We start from the raw sequence: 17,659 nt of genomic DNA on the forward strand, positions 1-17,659 counted from the left end.
GAGAAGCGCCGGTGGCCGTGCCACCGCGTCAGGCGCTGCGCGCCCGCACCGCCCGCAGGGCCCGGGACAGCGCCTGCGCGCTCTCGGCGGCGCCGCCGACCCCGGTCATCACCACGGCCGGGGCCTCACCCGTCCGCTCCGCCGTACGGCGGGCGATGTCGTGGGCGACCCGGCCGGCCGGACCGGCACCGCACAGGGTCAACCGCCGCCCTGCGCCGTGCAGTTCCCGAAGGAGACCGGGTGACAGCTCCCGGCCGGCCACACTGAGCGACACGATGCGTTCCGGCCCCTCGTGGTCGCGCAGCAGCGCGTCGTACGCGCCGGGCGTGACACCCGGCACGGTCACCAGGCACACGACGTCGGCCCCGGGCTCCCCGGCCCGCAGGACCGACAGCGCGAACCGGTTGCCGCCGGGTTCGGGCGGCATCATGCGGGGCACCTGCGATGCGCCCAGCAACCGCAGGGCGTCGCCGACGGTGAACCCCTCCTGCGGGTGCTCGGGCAGCGCGCGCAGCAGCTGCAGGCACTGCGCGAGGGTGCCGGAGGCGTCGGTGTCGGTGAACCTGGCCCGGTCGTACAGGGCGGTCAGCACGAGGGCGTCCTCGGCGTCGTAGTGCGCGACGAGCGTGACCGGCAGGGTCGTGGCACCGCCGGCGCTGTGCGGCGCGCCCATCCGGATGCCCTGTGCCGCCAGTCCTGCCCGCAGGTTCTCCGGCAGTTCGGGATGGTGCTCGAAGCGGACGGTGGTCTCGGTGAGGCCGGAGCCGGGTGCGCGCCCGCTCCACTCCCGGATCTGGTCGCCGCCGACCCAGGCGTAGGGGGTCAGGTCGAGCGCCGCGTCGCGCACCTGCAGCAGCAGGTCCGCCAGCGGCGCGGCGGGGTCCACGGTGACCGTCATCGGCAGCGGGTTGCCCAGCAGCCCGGGGATGTCGCCGGCGGCCCTGAGCGACATGTCCCGCCCGGACAGGTGCACGCCGAACGCCACCGGCAGCGGCCCCTCGGCCCCGGCCGCCCGGTACAGCAGCAGGGCCCACACCACGTGCAGGGCGCTGCTCTCCCCCGCGCCGCGGCCCGCGGCCCAGGAGCGCAGCCGGTCGGTCCGGGGCGGTGCGAGCCGGCGTCGCGTCCGGCCCGGTCCCTCGGTGCGGCGCGGTGGCCGGCCGGGGCGGCCGGGGCTGACGGCGGCGCCGGCGGGCGGTGCGGCCGCCGCCCAGAACTCCCGGGCCCCGGCCTGATCCTGGCGGGCCAGCCACTGGGCGTGGTCCCGGATGTCGGGCCTGCGGTCCCCGCCGGGCAGCTCGCCGTCGGCGAGATAGGAGCGGTAGAACTGCCGCACCAGCAGCCGTGCCCCGCGTTCGTCGAGCAGGGCCCGGTGGTAGGTCACCAGCAGGCGCACCGGCGACGGCCCGGCGCCGGCCGTGTCCGGTGGTCCGTCGAGCAGGGAAACCCTCAGCAGTCCCGGCCGGTACAGCTCGAAGCCGCGGGCCCGGTCCCGCCGCAGCAGTTCGCTCCAGCCGACGTCGGCGTGCACATGGCGTACGACTTCCACGGCCGCGTGGTCGTGCAGCACCAGGCGTGCGGCGCCTGCCCAGTCGAAGGAGGCCCGCAGCACGGCCTCCCGCTCGGCGACGGACTGCCAGGCGTCGATGAACCGGCCGAGGTCCAGCGGGCCGGTCCAGTCCCAGAAGAGCTGCTCCACATACCGGTCGGGGCCGCCCTGACCGGCGACCGCGGCCGTCAGCAGCGCTCGCTGGTGCCCGGTCACGGCGATAGTGCCCGCCGCGAGCGGCGCCAGCAGATCGGCCAGCAGTTCGTCGCCGAGCGGTCCGCCGGGAACGGCCGGGCCGCGCGGGGTGAGCCGCAGCAGATGCCCGCCGGAGCGCCGGGGGTCCGGTGGTACGTCGTCCAGTTCGACGTCGTACGCCCGATGGCGCCCCGCGACCCGGGCGGCGACCGCCTCGGCGTCCGTGCGGGTCAGTCCGCACAGCCGGAAGACCAGCGGCGACCAGGCATCGGCGCCGAGCGGTTCGTGCACCACGGCCAGGACGGCGCCCGCGTGCGAGTGATGGCCCCTCATCCGCTCCCCGGGGTCACGGACGGCTCTGCCGCAGCAGCCGTCTCCGGCACCCCGACCTCCTTCTCGAATCGTTTCTGCACGGTGTGTTCGGCAGGGGCCCGCACGCCCCGCCGGACACCTCCGCTCACCGCCGCCCGGGGCCCCGCCCCGGAAAGCCGATGACCTGGGCGCCGTGCGGCGCCCCGGCCACGGGCGGCCGCCTGGCATCACCGGCGGACGGCGCCTGCCGCGCCCCGCCCGGCGCCGGCGGCGCGGCGTCCCGGTGATGCGCCTCGGTCACCAGGAAGCGCCCCTCGACGAGATGAGTGGCGAAGGCCCACGCACCGGCGCCGTCCCCGGTGAGCCGGGCGGCTCCGGTCGCCTCCCACGCGAAGCCGACGGCCGAGAACCGGCGCCGCATCCCGTGCCCGAGCGCCTTGGCGTACGCCTCCTTCAGCGTCCACAGGCGCAGGAACATCTCGGTGCGCTCCTCCTCGGGCAGGGCCTCGAGCAGCCGGGCCTCCTCGCCGGTGCACACGTGGTCGCGCAGCGCCTCGAAGGAGATCGCCCGTCCGGCGGGCTCGGCGTCCACGCCGACCGGCCCGGTGCGGCTGACGCCGACGACGATCAGCTCGTCGGTGTGCGCGAGGCTCACCCGCAGGTCCGCGCCGAGGCCGCGCAGCACGGGCCGCCCGCCCGGCAGATAGGCGAGGTCGAGCCGCTCGGCGGGGACCTGCAGCGCGGCGGCGGCCGTGTGCTTGAGCACTATCCGGGAGACGGCCAGGATCAGCCGCCCGGACGGGGCCGGATGCTGCCGGTAGCGGGGCCAGTCGCGGCCGAGCAGCGTGCGCAGCCCGGGATCGAGCAGGGCCGCGGTCAGCCACTGGCCCCAGGTGGTGTGCACCACCGCCCGGCCCGCCTGCTCGACCCGCTCCTGGACCTCCTCCCAGGGCCCGTCCGGCCCGTGCACGTGACACGGCGCCGGGAACGGACCCGGTGCCGTACGGCCGTGCGCCGCCCCGCCCGCGTCCCCGGTTTCCTCCGGTGGACGCCCGTACGCCCCGCCCGTGCTCACGGCCGCCTCCCGGGCACGGCCGTACCCGCCGCCCGCGCTCACCACGGCAGCCTCGTCGCGTACAGGTCGCAGTCCACGCCGTCGGCCGCGCGTCGGGCCAGTTCGTCCCATACGCCCGGCTGCGGGTCGGGCGTGCGGTCGGGCAGCGTCCGCCCGAGCCGCTCGGTGATCCGTCCCAGTGCCAGCAGCGCCCAGTCCGTGCTGCCGAGGAAAAGCAGCCGCGCCTCGGCCGCCGCTTCGCGCACGCCGAGCGTCGCGGCGGCCAGCACCAGCAGGGCCTGACGGTCCGCCAGGGCGCGCGCCGCGGGGTCGCCGGGGTCGTGCCGGGCGGTCGTCGCGCAGGCCGCCCGCAGCGCCCGTTCCTCGGCGACCAGCCTGCGGCCGACGCGGGCGAGCGCCTCGGTGCCGGGTTCGCCGGCACCGGCGAGCCGGCCGGTGGCACCGGCCAGCGTGGCCGCGACGGCCTGCGCGCCGACGCCGTCGGGCACCGCGGCGGGGAGGGGCCCGGTGATCCGGAACAGCGGCGCGAGGCCGGCGCCGTCGCCCGGCTGCACACCGCCCGCCGCGTCCAGCTCCCGCACGATGCGGGCCTGCGCGGCACTGACGGCGGTCCAGTCGGACCGGGCGGCCGCCCGGTCCCGCAGGATCCTGGCCAGCGTGCGCCGTTCGACGGTGTCGGCGCCGAAACCGCACTCGTTCAGCACCAGTTCGAGATCGCCCAGCAGCTCACCGGCCAGCTGCGGCACGACGTACCCGACGACAGCGGCGAGCGGCTCTTCGTCACCCCGCTCCGGTGCCGTCTCGCGCGAGCAGGACCGCAGGGCCACGGCCGTCAGGCTCTCGCAGGCCAGCAGGTCCGCGAAGACCGAGGCCAGCACCGGCCGCCACTGCCGGGCCGCGGCTTCGTACCGGCTCAGCGCGTCCACGATGCGGGTCACGCCGCACAGGACGCCGCCCGCCGCCGCGAGCAGCGCCGCCGGCCCGAGCAGCGCGGCCGCCGGATGCGGCTCCGGCGCGCTCAGCATCGGACCGATGCACCAGGCGTGGGCGAGCTGGAGATCCCGGCGGAAGAGCGGTCGCAGGGCGCGGGCGAGCCGGTCGGCGGGCGGCCGGACGTCCCCGGTTCCGGGCAGGCCTGCGGGCGGGGCGGGCAGCCCGTCGTGCCCCGCGGCCCACAGGGCGGAACGGCCGTAGGGGTTGCGCGGGTTGCGCGGGTCGCCGAGCAGCGCTTCGAGGCGCGCCGCGTCCCGCGCCGCGCCCTGCGCTGGTTCAACCGGGGTCGTCCGGGGTGCCGGGGGCCGCCCGGCATGCCGGACCGGCCGGGTCAGGGCCATCGCCGCTCTCCTCGTCGTCGTGGTACCGGTCGCCGTACGGTCGGTGTGCGGCGCGCTCGTCACAGCCGGCGTACGGCGCTTTCGGCGTGCCAGCGCGCCAGGTCGAGGGCCTCGGTGCTCGTGCGGCCCAGCCATTCGCGCACGTACCGGCGCGCGTCCACCGGCTCGGCGCCCCGGCCCGGGAGGGGCTCGACGGCGCTGTCCCGGAGCATCACCTGGTGCACGGAGACGACCCGCACCCCGGTCGCGTCGGGCTCAAGGGACCACTCCCCGTAGTGCGCGGCGACGGGATCGGGGGTGACGGTCTGCTTGTGCACGATCCGTCCGGCGGCCGGGAAGCACAGCCGTACCGCCTCGGAGACCTGCGTCCGGCCCGTGTCGGGGTCGCAGGTGTGCAGGACCGTCGCCTGCACGCCCGGCCGGTCCTCGGTGACCTCGGCCCACTCGACGTGGGGAAGGCGTTCGGCCCAGTCCTCGACGCGGTAGAGGAAGTCGTAGACGAGTTCCGGGGAGCCGGCGACGTACACGCTGTCCTCGAAGGACAGCAGCAGTTCGTCCCACCTCTCCCAGCGCTCGGCCGCCTCGCGCAGCACCGCGAGCTCGGCTTGTACGTCCGTCTCGAGCGCCCCGGGCGGCTGCCCGGGACCGGCCGGGCGCTCCTGGCGCAGGGTCAGCAGGCAGCGGTCGGCGCCGTCGGGCGCCACGCTCCAGACGCCGCACGTCGGCGCGCCGGGCAGGCCGTCCTGCACTTCGAACTCGATGCGGCGCTGCGGTGGCAGCAGCACGCGGCGGGCGGACGCGGAGCACACCTGGCCGTGCCGCAGCCACCACAGCCGCAGGTTCTCCTCGGCGCCGTCGAAGTCGATGCGTTCGACGTGGACGAAGGCAGGCAGCAGGACCGGCCAGCGGGGGGCGTCGGCGAGCAGGCCGTAGACGACGCCGGCGGGCGCCTCGACCGCGATCGTGTGCTGGGCGAAGTGCACTCGCTGCGACGACATGCGCGCCCCCCTCCTCCCGGTGTGATCAACGCTGCACGGCCGGGGCTGAGCGGTGCTCGATTCCTGCTGGAGGGCCAAGGTGACGCCGGGTCAGCCCACGCGGGCCACGGCCACGCTCGGCGCGGGGCGGGCCGGAAGGGTGTCGGGGCCGGACATCAGGATGGAGCGCTGCAGCTTGGCGAGCGCGGGAGACGGTTCCAGGCCCATGGCGCGCACCAGGGTGGCGCGCAGCCGCTGATAGGCGTCGAGCGCCTCGCCGCGGCGGCCGGAGCGGTACAGCGCGAGCATGTACTGGCCGCACAGGCTCTCGTGCATGGGGTACTGGTTGACCAGCACGGTCAGTTCGGCGAGCAGCTCACGGTGCCGGCCGAGCCGCAGGTCCGCCTCGACGCGCTGGTCGAGCGCGCACAGCCAGCTCTCCTCCAGCCGCTTGACCTCGGTGCGCAGTTGAGGGCCGGCGTGGACGTCGGCCAGTGCCGGGCCGGTCCACAGCTCGAGCGCCTGCCGCAGCAGACGGGCCGCCTGGGGGTAGTCCTCGGCGTCCATGGCCCGGTACCCGGAGCCGGAGAGCCGCTCGAACTCCCGTGCGTCGCTGGTGCCGTCGCCGCTCTTGAGCAGATAGCCGCCGGGGACGGTCAGCAGCACGTCCTTGGCCTGACGGCGCTGCCCCGTGTCGTCCCCGGCGCCGTTCTCCAGAGCGGCGGCGATGAGTTCGCGCAGTTGCAGTATGTAGGTCTGCAAGGTGGCCCGGGCGCTGCGCGGGGGCTTGCTCCCCCACAGTTCCTCGGCCAGCACGCCCACCGGGACGACCTGGCCGGCGCGCAGCGCCAGCAGGGCGAGCACCTGGCGCGGCTTGGGAGCCGTCGGCGTGATGGACACCCCGTTGAGCCGTACGGCGAGTGTGCCGAGTACATCGATGTCCACGCCGTCTCCCCCGCTTTCCGGTCCGGTCTGTAGTGCGTCCCCTAGCAGTCCCGAGTAAAAAACAGCACGCGCGGTATGTCAATAGGGTACCGGCCGCCCCGTTTTGCTTCCACGGAGACTCGAGAGGCCCGCGAGTCCGCCGGACAGGCCACTATTTCCGGACATCAGCCCGCAAAGGCCAGCTCAGGACGGACGGCGGCGGCACTCCTGGCCGAGCCGCTACCGGTCCGCCGGACGGTTTCCGGGAAGTTCCCGTGAAGATCCGCTCACCCGGCGGGCCGCTCCTCGCCGTCCGGGCCTGCGGGGGTCCTGTCCGGCGAGCCGGACAGCAGGGGCAGCAGGAAGGCCCAGATCCGGCCCGCCCGCTCCCGCGACAGCCAGTCCCGGTCCCAGGTGCTCAGCACCTCGAAGCCGGCCGTCGTCGCGACGATGGCGGCGGCGGCGTCCTCGGGCGAGATTCCGCGCGCCAGCTCCCCCTCCTCCTGGGCCTGCGCGACCAGGTCCTGCACCCAGCCGCACCACCACCGCCACAGCCCCCCTTCCGCGTTCTTGCGCGAGGGGTCGTGGCCCAGCTTGAAACCGGCCCTGACCACCGGGTCGCCGGCCACGGCGGCGAGCAGCCGGCAGGTGGCGTTCACGAGCGACTGCAGCAGGGTGTCGGCGGAGCCGCGGCACCCCTCCGCCATCTTCTCGACGGCGTCGGCCGCGGCGTCCTCGACCTCCCGGGCCAGCGCCTCCTTGCTGGCGAAGTGGAAGTGCAGGGCGCCGTTGCTCACCCCCGCCTGGGAGCTGATCGCGGTGAGCGAGGCCACGGCGTACCCGTCCCGCTCGAAGACCTCGGCCGCGGACCTGATCAGGTTCTCCCTCGTCCGCGCCGCCCGCTCCTGTTTGACCATCACGTACTCCGTTACTGAGGGGGATTCCCGTGCTTCCTGGCCTGCGGGCCGCTGTCCTTGGCGCAGGCACGTTCAGGGGAGTCGATCAGCACTGCCCAGCCTAACAAACCGCTAAGACGGTTTGTAGGTGGCCAGACCACTGAACCGGCTCCAGGGGGGCGCTGGCCTGCGGACGTGAGGACGGTGCCGCCGCCGCCCGTTTCCTCTGCCCCGGCGCACGCCCGGCAGGCCGCCCCCTCGCCCCGCCGGCCCGCCGCAGAGACCTCCCCTGTCCGGCGGCACCGGGGCGGACGGCACCCTGAATCGCCGGAACAATCAGCAGTTTTCGGCCACGTTCCGCCCGTCCGCTCGAGAAGCGCTCCGGGCCGGCTCGAGCGGTGCCGGGTGCGTGACGAACTTCTTCACAGTGTCGTCGCAGAAAGACACGCGTAAGCACGCTGAACGGACGCACCACCTCCGTATCTCGGTCAGGCGGAGTACCCGCTACCCCCTGGAAACGAAACCGGTTGGTATGTATCTTCCTGCACGAGCGCCACACATCCATCGCACGGCATCAGGGGGGAAGCCATGTCTGCGATCACGTCTCAGGTCGAGCGCGCGCCGCTCCGCGGGGCCAAGGTGGACGCGCCGGCGTCGGCGCGCGAGGCCGGCGTCTTCGCCCACCCCGCGCTGACCACGACCGTTCCGAAGGAGTTCGTCCACCGCGCGGCAGTCGCCGAGGTCATGCTGACCAGTTGGAAACGCCGGGGCGACACCCGCTTCACGGTGACCGCGCAATGGCCGCGCGCCCACAGTTTCTTCACTCCGTCCGAGAGCGGGCTGCACGATCCGCTCATCGCTGCCGAGACGGTCCGGCAAATCGGTGCGCTTCTGGCCCACGCCGAGTACGGAGTCCCGCTCGGCCACCACTTCCTGATGTGGGGCCTCGACATCACCGTGGACCCCGCCGGGCTCCTGGTCGGGGACGCGCCGGCCTCTCTGGAAGTGGTCGTCACCGCCACCGACGTCAAGCGCCGCGGCGGCAGCCTCGCCCGGCTCGGCTACGAGGCGACGGTGCTGCGCGACGGGGCCCCCGTCGGAAGGGGAGCAGCCTCGTTCAGCACCGCGGCGCCAACGGTGTACAGCCGGCTGCGGGGCCGCCAGGACCTCGCTCTCGTCCGCGCCCTGCCGCTCACCGCGCCCGCCCTGCCACAGAGCGTCGGACGAACCTCGCCGGTCGACGTCGTGCTCTCACCCGGCCACGGGCCGCACCGCTGGCAGCTGAGGGTGGACACCCGGCATCCCGTCCTGTTCGACCACCCGGTCGACCACGTACCGGGCATGGTCCTGACCGAGGCGGCACGACAGGCCGCGGCAGGAGTGCTGGAACGTTCCTCCTTGTCTCCTCTCGGCATGAGCAGCACGTTCAAGCGGTACGTCGAACTGGACGCACCCTGCATGATCGAGGCCACGTACGAGGGGCGTTCGGCCGACGGCACGACCGAGTCGGTCCGGGTGACGGCCCGCCAGAGCGGCGCCGAGGTGTTCACATGCCTCGTGACTGCGATGGCCTCCCACATCAGATCCTGAGACCTGCGACGACAGGCCCGAGGCGAGACGGCCCCCGCCCCGGGCCCGGCGGTCTGCCCGGGGATCACCATCACCAGCATCAACTGTGTGATGTCGGGGACGTTGCCCAATTCTGACGGCTGACAGCACTCGCCCGGGGTACGACCCCGTCCTCGGGCCGGCTCACACCGGACGTGCGTGCACGGAGCCCACCCCACATCCGGTCTCGATCAAAGAAGGCCTGTCCGGGTCAGATGCGCCATGTACCAAGACCGGCACTCGGCGAAGCGGTGTTCCAGACCGGGCCCTGGGCCGTCCGCGAGGGCGGTCCACAGGCGAGTGCTGTCGTACCAATGGTCCTGGGTGAGCAGAGCGTACTGATGGGGTGAGAGTTCGGGCATGGCCCGGGCGACCAGCGAGCGGTGCTCGACCGCCGACACGCTGTACGCAGGCAGCGGCAGGCCGAGAATACGATGCAGGACCTGGAGCAGTCGGTCCATCTGCACAGGCTCCGGATCCGCCGCGTGGTACAAGTCGGGCCCATGTGGCGCCTCCGGACCGTGCACCAGGGACACCGCACAGCGCGCGAGACCGTTCACGCTGATCATCGACAGGCGTGGCAACGCCTCTGCCGGCCAGGTGGGCACCCGCGCCAGCAGCCGAGCGATGGCCGGGACGACCCAGACGTCCCCCTGGCCGTATACGAGGTGGGGGCGCAGGACGATGCCCCCCGCGTCCAGCACCGCTTGTTCCGCCCGCAGACGTGACGCGCTCGCCGCGGACTCGGGGTGCGGCGTCAACTCTCCCTCCCGGGCCCCCCGGTGAGGTCCTGTGCCGTACACGGACGTGGTGCTGACATAGGCGAAACGCTGGACGCCTGCCCGGCGGGCCTCCCCGAGAAGCACCTGAGTGCCACGGTGGTTGACCGCCTCACAGCGCTCCTCGTCACGTCCCACATACGAGGCGACATGGAGGAGGGACGTCACGCCCTCGCACACACCACGGAGGGTGTCCGGCCGGGTCAGATCGGCTTGCACGTGCCGGATCCCGACGACGGACGTCGCCGGCGCCGGGCGGGAGGAGAGAACACGGATGTCCGAGCCGGTGGACGCACCACGTGAGAGCAGCTCCCGCACCACGGCGCTGCCGACGAATCCCGTCCCGCCGACGACGAGCACGGCGCCCCGCGAGGTCCGCGGGGGCCGGGCGGAAACGGTCACGAGCGGCTCACCCCTTTCCGGACGTGCGCAGCCGGACTCGGCGAACGCCGGCCCGCGCCTGGTGCATGCGGATGGTCGGCGAACACCGGTTCGCGGGCCCCTCCGGCGCAGTCGTCGGCACCATGCAGGTGCCTGTGGGCGCCCGGCGGGTGAGGTCGTATCTGCGGTACCGCGCCGAGTGTCCTCACAGTCGCGAGCCTCCGGATGCGTCGATGCACTGACCAGTGATCCAGCGCGAAGCGCCGGACGCGAGGAAAGCCACTATGTCGGCGACGTCCGAAGGCTGTCCGATGCGGTCGAAGACAGACCACGACGCCAGTTGTGCCGCCGTTTCGGGTGTGTCGCGCTTGGCTCGGTTCATGTCCGTCTCAATGAATCCGGGACGCACGGCGTTCACCGTGATGCCACGCGGCCCGAGCTCCTTGGCCAGAGCAAGCGTCAGAGTCTCCACCGCCCCCTTGCTCATCGCATACGCGACGGACTCCGGGTATGCGATCCGGGTCGCCGCCGAGGAGACATTGATGATGCGGCCGCCCTCACGCATCCGCAGCAGTCCCTTCTGCACGACGAAGAGGAGCGCCTTGGCGTTCACCGCGAAAATCCGGTCGAAGAGCTCGGGGGTCACCTCGTCGATGCGGGCCGAACCGCTGGTTCCCGCGTTGTTCACCAGTATGTCGAGCCGGGGAGCCAGGCCGTACTTCGCCAGCCCGGCATCGAACTCGCCGTACAACGTCTCGGTGTCCTGCGGAACGCCCAGCTGTGCTCTGAGGGCGAACGCCTGCCCCCCGCAGGACTCGATCGCGTCCAGCGTCACGTCAGCCGCGTCCGGGTCGGCATGGAAGTGCACAGCGACCAGGGCGCCCTCCCGCGCCAGCTTCGTCGCAATGGTTCGGCCGATGCCTCTGCTGGCACCGGTGACCAGCGCGGTTTTCCCCGTCAGCACACCCATGTCCGCCTCCCCCGTGACGACCATCATTATGAGCACTCCCGGAGTCTCCGCTACCGGTAGAAACGAAACCGGCTGGTATGTATCTTCCTTCACCGAAGCGCCACACCACCTGTCGCCACGGCCCTGGGGGGAGCCATGTCCGCGATCACTTTCCAGGTCGAGCGCACGTCACTCCAAGAAGCGGAGGGGGATGCGGGGGTCTGGCCGCTCAAGACGACCGTCTCCCTTCACCCCTCACTGACCACGGCTGTCCCGAAGGAGTTCGTCCACCGCGCGGCGGTCGCCGAGGTCATGCTGACGAACTGGAGACGGGAGGACGACACCCGCTGCACGGTGACCGCGCAACGGCCGCACGCGCACAGCTTTTTCACTCCCCTTCAGGGCCGACTCCACGACCCACTCATCGTCGCTGAAACAATCCGGCAAGTCGGTTCTCTGCTCGCCCATGCGGAGTACGAGGTTCCATTGGGCCACGACTTCCTCATGCGGCTTGACATCGCGGTGGAGCCCGCGGGGCTTCCGGTCGGAGACACTCCGGCGTCCCAGGAACTTCTCGTCACCGCCACCCGCGTCAAGCGCCGTGCCGGCAGCCTCGCCCAGCTCGACCACGAGGTGACGAGCCTGCGGGACAGCCTGATCGCCGCAAGGGGTACGGCCTCGTTCAGCACCGCGACACCGGCCGTGTACCGCCGGCTGCGCGGGAGCCGCAACCCGGCCGGCATCCGCCCCGTCGCGTCGATGGCTCCGGCTTCGCCGCAGCAGGTCGGACGCATCTCGCCGTTCGACGCCGTGCCGGCGCCCTTCGGCGCGTCGGACCTCTGGCAGCTGAGGGTGGACACCCGGCATCCCGTCCTGTTCGGTCACCCGGTCGATCATGTGCCGGGCATGGTCCTGATCGAGGCGGCCCGGCAGGCCGCGGCTGCGGTGCTGGAACGTTCGTGCATGGTGCCGCTCACCATGAACAGCACCTTCAACCGATACGTCGACCTGGACGAGTGCTGTCTTGCCGCAGCCGCGCATCAGGGGCTGTCCGGCCGACGGCACGACCCAGTCGGTCCTGGTGACCGGCCGTCAGAACGCCTGCGAGGTGTTCCCATGCCCCGTCACCACGGCGGCATCTCCCCACCAGACCCGGTGCCGGCGACGGCCGGTGCAGGGCGAGCTGCGGCCCGCCCTGCAGCGACTGGCCACGGGGCACAGGCGACAGCGGACAGACGGTCCTCGGCCTGCGTACGGAAAGGCCGAGCCGGGAACCGTCTCGCCTCGGACGCCGTAGGAGGCACCCCGACCGGAGAGCCGGCTCCCGGTGCGGCGTCGCCCCACCCTGGCGGCCCGCTCCCCGGGCCGGGCACCCGGCACAGTGCGCGCCGGCGCCACCCCCGGCACCTCACAGCGCTGCACACGGCCCGGCAGCCGGGCCGGCGGGGCCGCCTACTCGACGGCGATCGGCTCGGAGCCGGTTGCCGTGGCCGTCTCAGTCGCCGTGCCCGGCATGGACGGAGGCCCGCACCGGGCCCGCTCAGACCAGCGGGCGCGCAGCAGCTGCTCCTCGTGGCGCAGGCAGCGGGCGATGGGGTCGTCCGCGCGGAGGTCGGTGTCGGCGGCTGCCGGCAGTGTCACCATCCGTCGGGTTCCGGCCAGACGCGCGGCCCGCACGAAGCGCTCATCGACGCCTCGGTCGCCAGGACCGGTGACCAGAACCACATGCTCCGCACCCTGCGAGGCACACATCGGCCAGCCCTCGTCGGCATGGTCCTCGTGCCCCGCCCCGGCTGCGGCGGACACGCCAATCGTGGCGTGAACTCGCAGGTCATCACGCGAACGGCGCGGCCGGTCGAGAGCCGGCGTACGACTTGTCCCCTCATGGCCGCGCCGTTTCCGGGTACGCGGATCACGGGCTCCGCTTCCGCCCCACCGGCAGTCGGTCAGCCGGTTTCGTTCCCTCCCGGCGTAGCCGGGTCTCCGGACTTTCGGTCCTCACACTGCAGGCGGTCCGCTGCACAGCGGACCATTGCGTGTGTAATATACAAACTGGGCGGTTTGTTTGCCGACCCTGGCAAGGAGTACGGCACATCGGACGGAGTGGCTTCATGGCAATGCAGGACCGTGCGATCCGCACCCGTCGGAAGATCCTTTCCGCGGCGGCCGAAGTCTTCGAGTCGCGTGGGTACCGGTCGGCGACCATCAGTGAGGTCCTCAACACCGCCGGCGTGACGAAGGGGGCTCTCTACTTCCACTTCCAGTCCAAGGAAGACCTGGCGCAGGGCGTGCTGAGCGCCCAGGACCAGATGATCAGCCTGCCCGAACGTCCGAGCAAGGTACAGGAACTCGTGGACGTGGTGATGCTCCACGCGCACCGTCTGCAAACCGACCCCATGGTGCGCGCGGCCGTGCGGCTGGCCATGGACCAGACGTCCCACGGGCTGGACCGCAGGACGCCTTTTCTGAAGTGGACCGGCCTCGCGTCCCAACTGCTGGAGGAGGCCCGCGCCCGGGGTGAGTTGCTTCCCCACGTCGAACCGCAGGAGACGGCCGATGTCCTGACCGGGGCCTTCGCAGGCATCCAGTCCATGTCGCACGCGATGAGCGACTACGCCGACCTGATGCAGCGCTCCTGCGCCCTGCTGCGCCACATACTGCCGAGCGTGGTCATGCCGGCGCTGATCACCGCTCTGGACCTGTCCGAAACGCGAGGGTCCAGGGTGTTCGCCGAGGTGCAGGCCTCACTGGCCGAGGTGGCCGAGGTCGAGGTCGCCATCTCCTGAGCAGCACCGGCCGCTTCCGATCGCGGAAAGCGGCCGGGTCGCCCTCACCGCGCAGGCGGTCGTCCCCGAGCAGACCGCACGTCTGTGCGGGATACGGGACCCCGCTCCCCGCGCAGACGTCGTTCTCGCACCGGGTACGCGTCGGATCCGTCTGGCATGCGTCCGTCGTCTGTTCCGTCCTACAGCGGCGACGACACCGCCCCGCCCTCCGAGCGTTCCGTCTTGCGGCCCTTGCTCCCCGGCGCCAGCGTGCGCGGATCGACGGCCTCGGCGGGCGCCCCCGTGGCGTACAGCCCGTCGGGGACGGTGTCCCGGTCGTGCGGCAGCAGCCAGAACACCCGGCGGCGGAAGGTGCCCGACGAGCGGGACGGCTTGGCCTTCGGGCCGAGCAGCGCGTAGCCGACCATGCGGCCGTCGCGGTGGTAGGCGGGCCTGCCCCGGCGGGACGGGAGCCGGTCCAGGCTCTGGCGGACGTAGTCCAGGGCGCTGATGTCCTCGAGCCAGACGAGGTCGACCTCGTGGACGATCTCGTCCTCGGCTATGAGGGCACTCATACTGACTCCTCGTCGGCGGCCAACCCGATGCCCGGATAGTACTTGCGCTGGTTGGACAGGATCATTTCCTTCGGAGACGCCAGTCCCACCGCCTCCCGGACCCGTGCGGCGAAGGACCGGGACGACACGGCCGGGGCCCCCTCATTCTGGCACCAGGTCCGGTAGGCCGCGTAGAGACCGGCCTGTTCCGCCCTCAGGCCCGGCTCGCGCCGGCAGGCCTCGCCGAGGAAGCGCCCGATGTGGTCCTCGGTCTCCGCGTAGGCCGTGGTGGCGATGCGCACGGCCTCCGGGCCCAGTAGGTCCCGCTCGCCGTTCAGGTAGCGCCGGGCGCCGGTGACGAGCCAGTTGAGGATGCCGGCCCCTTCCTCCGTCACGAGGATGTCGGCCAGGTTGTCGACCTTGCGGTGGTCGGGGACGACCCGCTCGAACGGGATCAGCCGCATCCGCCGCCAGAACGCGAACCCGCCCGTGCCCACCTCGGGCCGGTGGTTGCCCAGCAGCCACAGCTTGTGCGTCGGCTGGAAGCTGAAGAAGTCCTGCCGCATCCGCCGTGCCTTGATGCGGTCGCCGCCGGTCAGCAGCTTCACCCGGGCCTCGTCGAACCGGTCCCCCGGCTTGACCTCGCTGCACACGATGACCCGGCGGCCGTGCAGCTCGGCCAGGTCGGTGGGGTGTCCCTCGTAGGGGCGGGCCATGAGGAACCCGGGCGGGGCCGCGTCCGCGTAGTCGCCGACGAGCTTCATCACCACGTCCAGCAGCACCGACTTGCCGTTCTTGCCGGAGCCGAACAGGAAGGGCATCACCTGGCCGCCGACGTCGCCGGTGATGGAGTAGCCCAGCAGCAGATGGAGGAAGTCGATCATCTCCCGGCCCGCGGGACCCTCCCCGAAGGTGTCGGTGAGGAACCGGTCCCAGCGCGGCGTCGGCATCGGCTCGGGCGTGGCGGTGGTGGAGCGGGAGTGGAAGTCCTTGTTCGGGTCCGGCACGCGTTTGAGCCCGGTGCGCAGGTCGACGATGCCGCCGGGCGTGCACAGCGCATACGGATCGGCGTCCAGCAGCGCGGCGTTGAGCACCATGCCGGGCGCGGACTTGGCCTGGGTGAGCATCGCGTTCATCCCGCTGGTGCTCAGCGCGCGCCTGCGGTGCTGCTGCAGGGCGGTCGTGCTGTGCACGCCCCGCGGGTCGTTGGTGGCGAGGGACTCCGCCAGGTCGCCCGCCGCCCACAGCACGGTGTCGTCCTCGTCGATCTGCCAGCGGGTGCTGTCCCACCGGAACCAGCCGAGCCCCGGCACGTGCCGGTAGTCGTTGGCGTAGAGGCTGACGAAGAGTTTGGCGTTGCCGCGGTCGCTGAGGGTGTCCGGCAGCAGCCCGTCGGGGGTCGCCTCTCCCGCGGCCCTGGAGCCGTTCTGGCCGTCCGTACGGCCCCGGGGGACGCCGGGGGCCAGTACGGGGGCCTCGGGGCGGCTGTGCGCCTTCTGACGGGCCTGAGGCACGCTCTGGGCCAGGATCTGCGCGGCGACCTCCCCCGCGTCGAACAGGGCGTTGTCGTGGCCGCTCTTCACGGGCGGCCTCCCGGGGTCAGCGGTCGGGTGCGGCCCGCGCTCAGCCCGCCGCGGATGACGGCGCCGTAGCGCCGCTCCTGCCCGGGGCGCGCCTGCCCGGCCGCGTCCCGCAGGGCACGCTCCGCCTCGGCCTCGGCCAGCAGACCCGCGGCGACGAGCCCTCCGGCGGTGTACGCGGCCCGGTTGAGCTTCTCGGTGAACCCCGCGCCCTCCGGTACGGCGCCGCAGGCGGCCACCTGAGCCAGCAGCGGGGCCAGCGCCCGGCTTCCGGCGCTGCGGCCGCCTGAGGCGGCCAGGACGGCCTGCCGGGCCCGCGGCGGCACCGGCCGGGGCGTGGGCACCTCGACGGGCGGCAGATGGCCGGTGCGCTGAAGCTCGCGCGCCAGCCAGGCGGGCAGCGGCGCGGGCTCACGCGCCGTGCCCACGGCCTCGTACGTCCCCGCCTCGGTCACGGTGCCCGGAGCGACGATGTACCCGCCGTGCGCCCGTACGTCGACCTGCCAGGCCAGGGCCCTGCCACCGCCCGAGCCGGAGGAACACTGCCAGCGGTGCCCGCCCAGGGCGCGATACCACACGTGCAGGCCGCCCGAGGGCGTGCGCACGCGCAGGGTGGTCTCGTCGTCGGCGGGGGAGGCCGCACCACGCAGCGCGGCCAGCACCCCGATCGTGTGGAACCCGTTGGCGAGCCCGGTCAGGTCGACGGTCTCGGCGATGTCGATGCCGGGCAGCAGGCGGTCCCGGGCGGGCAGTTGCCGGGCGTGGGCGTCGATGTCGATCACGACCAGCCCCGCGGGCCCGCAGGCGACCCCGACGCCGAACTCCGGGTGGGCGCGCCACCACTGCTCGATGCGGGCGAAGTCCAGCGTGGCGGCCCGGAAGCCGTGGCACCAGCGACCGGCGGCAGGGCAGCGGCACCCACGGTGGGTGTGCCCGGGCTCACGGCAGGCCGCGCAGTTGCCCGCCGGCGTCTTGCGTCCCCGGGCCAGCGGATGGACCGGCCAGCCACGGCCCGCGCACCACCGGGCGATGGCCAGGGACCGCGGGACGCCCGGTCCTGCGGGAGCGGGCCGCGGTGAGTCGCTGCGTAAAACCCGCAGCTCATCGGCCATGCGTTTCCCCCGTCAGCGACCGAAGCGACTCAACAACAGGCACAGAGTAGCGAAGCAGCGATAAAGCTGGGGTCATGGGAACGAAGAATCGATTCCGCCTCCCCGGAAGGCGGCCAGCGACCGAAGCAGCGACTCAAAGCGACTGAAAACCCGTTGCCCTATACATCGGTCGCTGCTTGAGTCGCTGTCGAAACACCAGGTCACAGGCCATACAGCCCCTAATTAGCGACTCAAGCGACTCAACTTCCGTACATATAACGCGCACACGCGCACGCACGCACACGCACGCACACACGCGAATGTCTTCATATACCCGATCCTTGAGTCGCTTCAGTCGCTGTTTGCCCTCAAAACCCGGCCTGACCAGGGCTTTTGCCTAGCGACTGAGCAGCGACTCAAGAGCGACCGACCCGGGTTTCGGTCGCTGTTCTTCAGTCGCTGTCCAGCCTCCGCCGTCCTTGAGTCGCTGCCCGCGCAGCGACCGGAGCGACTCAAGCGACTCTGGACCGAACCTGGATGAGCGTTTCTTCACCGGGCCGTTTCACCCGCGCCAGCGACCGAAGCGACCGACGGGCCGTATCCGCCGTCCGCCGGGCCGCCCCTCGCTCCCGCACCGGGCCGCACAGCCCCCGGGACCACGCCGCCTCGGCCGCCGTCCCGGAGACTGCC

At 72.7% G+C, this 17,659-nt stretch carries 14 protein-coding genes and 1 pseudogene; 3 read left to right on the forward strand and 12 right to left on the reverse strand.

What is annotated here, in order from left to right:
- Positions 1-28: 28 nt before the first annotated feature.
- From ACGFZN_RS38665 to ACGFZN_RS38690, 6 genes are all read right to left on the reverse strand, one after another.
- On the reverse strand, positions 29-2,077 hold the full coding sequence (locus tag ACGFZN_RS38665) for a condensation domain-containing protein (protein ID WP_393863172.1): 2,049 nt from the start codon (positions 2,075-2,077) through the stop codon (positions 29-31).
- 124 nt (positions 2,078-2,201) lie between these two features.
- Positions 2,202-3,131: a 4'-phosphopantetheinyl transferase family protein gene (locus ACGFZN_RS38670; RefSeq protein ID WP_393863173.1), complete on the reverse strand. Its 930-nt coding sequence runs from the start codon at positions 3,129-3,131 to the stop codon at positions 2,202-2,204.
- Positions 3,132-3,169: 38 nt separating this feature from the next.
- Positions 3,170-4,465, reverse strand: coding sequence for a hypothetical protein (locus ACGFZN_RS38675; protein WP_393863174.1), 1,296 nt, complete (start codon positions 4,463-4,465; stop codon positions 3,170-3,172).
- Positions 4,466-4,524: 59 nt separating this feature from the next.
- Complete coding sequence (locus tag ACGFZN_RS38680) at positions 4,525-5,463, reverse strand: SRPBCC family protein (protein ID WP_393863175.1); 939 nt, start codon at positions 5,461-5,463, stop codon at positions 4,525-4,527.
- A gap of 90 nt (positions 5,464-5,553) precedes the next feature.
- A complete protein-coding gene (locus ACGFZN_RS38685) occupies positions 5,554-6,387 on the reverse strand; it encodes a BTAD domain-containing putative transcriptional regulator (protein ID WP_393863176.1) in 834 nt (277 codons plus the stop codon).
- A gap of 266 nt (positions 6,388-6,653) precedes the next feature.
- On the reverse strand, positions 6,654-7,283 hold the full coding sequence (locus ACGFZN_RS38690; protein ID WP_393863177.1) for a ScbR family autoregulator-binding transcription factor: 630 nt from the start codon (positions 7,281-7,283) through the stop codon (positions 6,654-6,656).
- Between the two features lie 567 nt (positions 7,284-7,850).
- Here ACGFZN_RS38690 and ACGFZN_RS38695 point away from each other — a divergent pair.
- A complete protein-coding gene (locus ACGFZN_RS38695) occupies positions 7,851-8,852 on the forward strand; it encodes a ScbA/BarX family gamma-butyrolactone biosynthesis protein (RefSeq protein WP_393863178.1) in 1,002 nt (333 codons plus the stop codon).
- A gap of 209 nt (positions 8,853-9,061) precedes the next feature.
- Here the strand turns inward: ACGFZN_RS38695 and ACGFZN_RS38700 are convergent, their stop codons facing one another.
- A complete protein-coding gene (locus ACGFZN_RS38700) occupies positions 9,062-10,051 on the reverse strand; it encodes an NAD-dependent epimerase/dehydratase family protein (RefSeq protein WP_393863179.1) in 990 nt (329 codons plus the stop codon).
- Between the two features lie 184 nt (positions 10,052-10,235).
- Positions 10,236-11,000, reverse strand: a complete 765-nt coding sequence (locus ACGFZN_RS38705) for an SDR family oxidoreductase (protein WP_393863180.1) — start codon at positions 10,998-11,000, stop codon at positions 10,236-10,238.
- 291 nt (positions 11,001-11,291) lie between these two features.
- Between ACGFZN_RS38705 and ACGFZN_RS38710 the strand changes: the two are divergent.
- Positions 11,292-11,966, forward strand: a pseudogene (locus tag ACGFZN_RS38710) (ScbA/BarX family gamma-butyrolactone biosynthesis protein); the annotation flags it as partial.
- 465 nt (positions 11,967-12,431) lie between these two features.
- Here the strand turns inward: ACGFZN_RS38710 and ACGFZN_RS38715 are convergent.
- The gene (locus tag ACGFZN_RS38715; protein ID WP_393863201.1) at positions 12,432-12,623 is read right to left on the reverse strand and encodes a hypothetical protein; all 192 of its coding nucleotides are present in this window, start codon (positions 12,621-12,623) and stop codon (positions 12,432-12,434) included.
- A gap of 467 nt (positions 12,624-13,090) precedes the next feature.
- Between ACGFZN_RS38715 and ACGFZN_RS38720 the strand changes: the two genes are divergently transcribed.
- Positions 13,091-13,765, forward strand: a complete 675-nt coding sequence (locus ACGFZN_RS38720; RefSeq protein WP_393863181.1) for a ScbR family autoregulator-binding transcription factor — start codon at positions 13,091-13,093, stop codon at positions 13,763-13,765.
- A 179-nt stretch (positions 13,766-13,944) separates the two neighbouring features.
- On the opposite strand, the gene ACGFZN_RS38725 is transcribed toward ACGFZN_RS38720, so the two are convergent.
- From ACGFZN_RS38725 to ACGFZN_RS38735, 3 genes are read right to left on the reverse strand one after another with little or no spacing between them, the layout of a single operon-like run.
- Positions 13,945-14,319 carry a DUF6009 family protein gene (locus tag ACGFZN_RS38725; RefSeq protein ID WP_330343088.1) on the reverse strand — a complete coding sequence of 125 codons (375 nt, stop codon included), beginning with the start codon at positions 14,317-14,319 and terminating at the stop codon, positions 13,945-13,947.
- Positions 14,316-15,881, reverse strand: a complete 1,566-nt coding sequence (locus tag ACGFZN_RS38730; protein WP_393863182.1) for a phage/plasmid primase, P4 family — start codon at positions 15,879-15,881, stop codon at positions 14,316-14,318. Before ACGFZN_RS38730 ends, ACGFZN_RS38725 begins: the two co-directional genes overlap by 4 nt.
- Positions 15,878-16,990 carry a bifunctional DNA primase/polymerase gene (locus ACGFZN_RS38735; RefSeq protein WP_393863183.1) on the reverse strand — a complete coding sequence of 371 codons (1,113 nt, stop codon included), beginning with the start codon at positions 16,988-16,990 and terminating at the stop codon, positions 15,878-15,880. Before ACGFZN_RS38735 ends, ACGFZN_RS38730 begins: the two co-directional genes overlap by 4 nt.
- Positions 16,991-17,659 lie beyond the last annotated feature (669 nt).

This window comes from Streptomyces sp. NPDC048192, from assembly GCF_043202415.1.
Classification (GTDB): domain Bacteria; phylum Actinomycetota; class Actinomycetes; order Streptomycetales; family Streptomycetaceae; genus Streptomyces.

What these genes read in the sequence shown, in the direction of transcription:
- ACGFZN_RS38665 (WP_393863172.1), bottom strand. Translation starts at nt 2,077, where the DNA reads ATGAGGGGCCATCACTCGCACGCGGGCGCCGTCCTGGCCGTGGTGCAC.
- ACGFZN_RS38675 (WP_393863174.1), bottom strand. Translation starts at nt 4,465, where the DNA reads ATGGCCCTGACCCGGCCGGTCCGGCATGCCGGGCGGCCCCCGGCACCC.
- ACGFZN_RS38680 (WP_393863175.1), bottom strand. Translation starts at nt 5,463, where the DNA reads ATGTCGTCGCAGCGAGTGCACTTCGCCCAGCACACGATCGCGGTCGAG.
- ACGFZN_RS38690 (WP_393863177.1), bottom strand. Translation starts at nt 7,283, where the DNA reads ATGGTCAAACAGGAGCGGGCGGCGCGGACGAGGGAGAACCTGATCAGG.
- ACGFZN_RS38695 (WP_393863178.1), top strand. Translation starts at nt 7,851, where the DNA reads ATGTCTGCGATCACGTCTCAGGTCGAGCGCGCGCCGCTCCGCGGGGCC.
- ACGFZN_RS38705 (WP_393863180.1), bottom strand. Translation starts at nt 11,000, where the DNA reads ATGGGTGTGCTGACGGGGAAAACCGCGCTGGTCACCGGTGCCAGCAGA.
- ACGFZN_RS38715 (WP_393863201.1), bottom strand. Translation starts at nt 12,623, where the DNA reads ATGGTGACACTGCCGGCAGCCGCCGACACCGACCTCCGCGCGGACGAC.
- ACGFZN_RS38720 (WP_393863181.1), top strand. Translation starts at nt 13,091, where the DNA reads ATGGCAATGCAGGACCGTGCGATCCGCACCCGTCGGAAGATCCTTTCC.
- ACGFZN_RS38725 (WP_330343088.1), bottom strand. Translation starts at nt 14,319, where the DNA reads ATGAGTGCCCTCATAGCCGAGGACGAGATCGTCCACGAGGTCGACCTC.
- ACGFZN_RS38735 (WP_393863183.1), bottom strand. Translation starts at nt 16,990, where the DNA reads ATGGCCGATGAGCTGCGGGTTTTACGCAGCGACTCACCGCGGCCCGCT.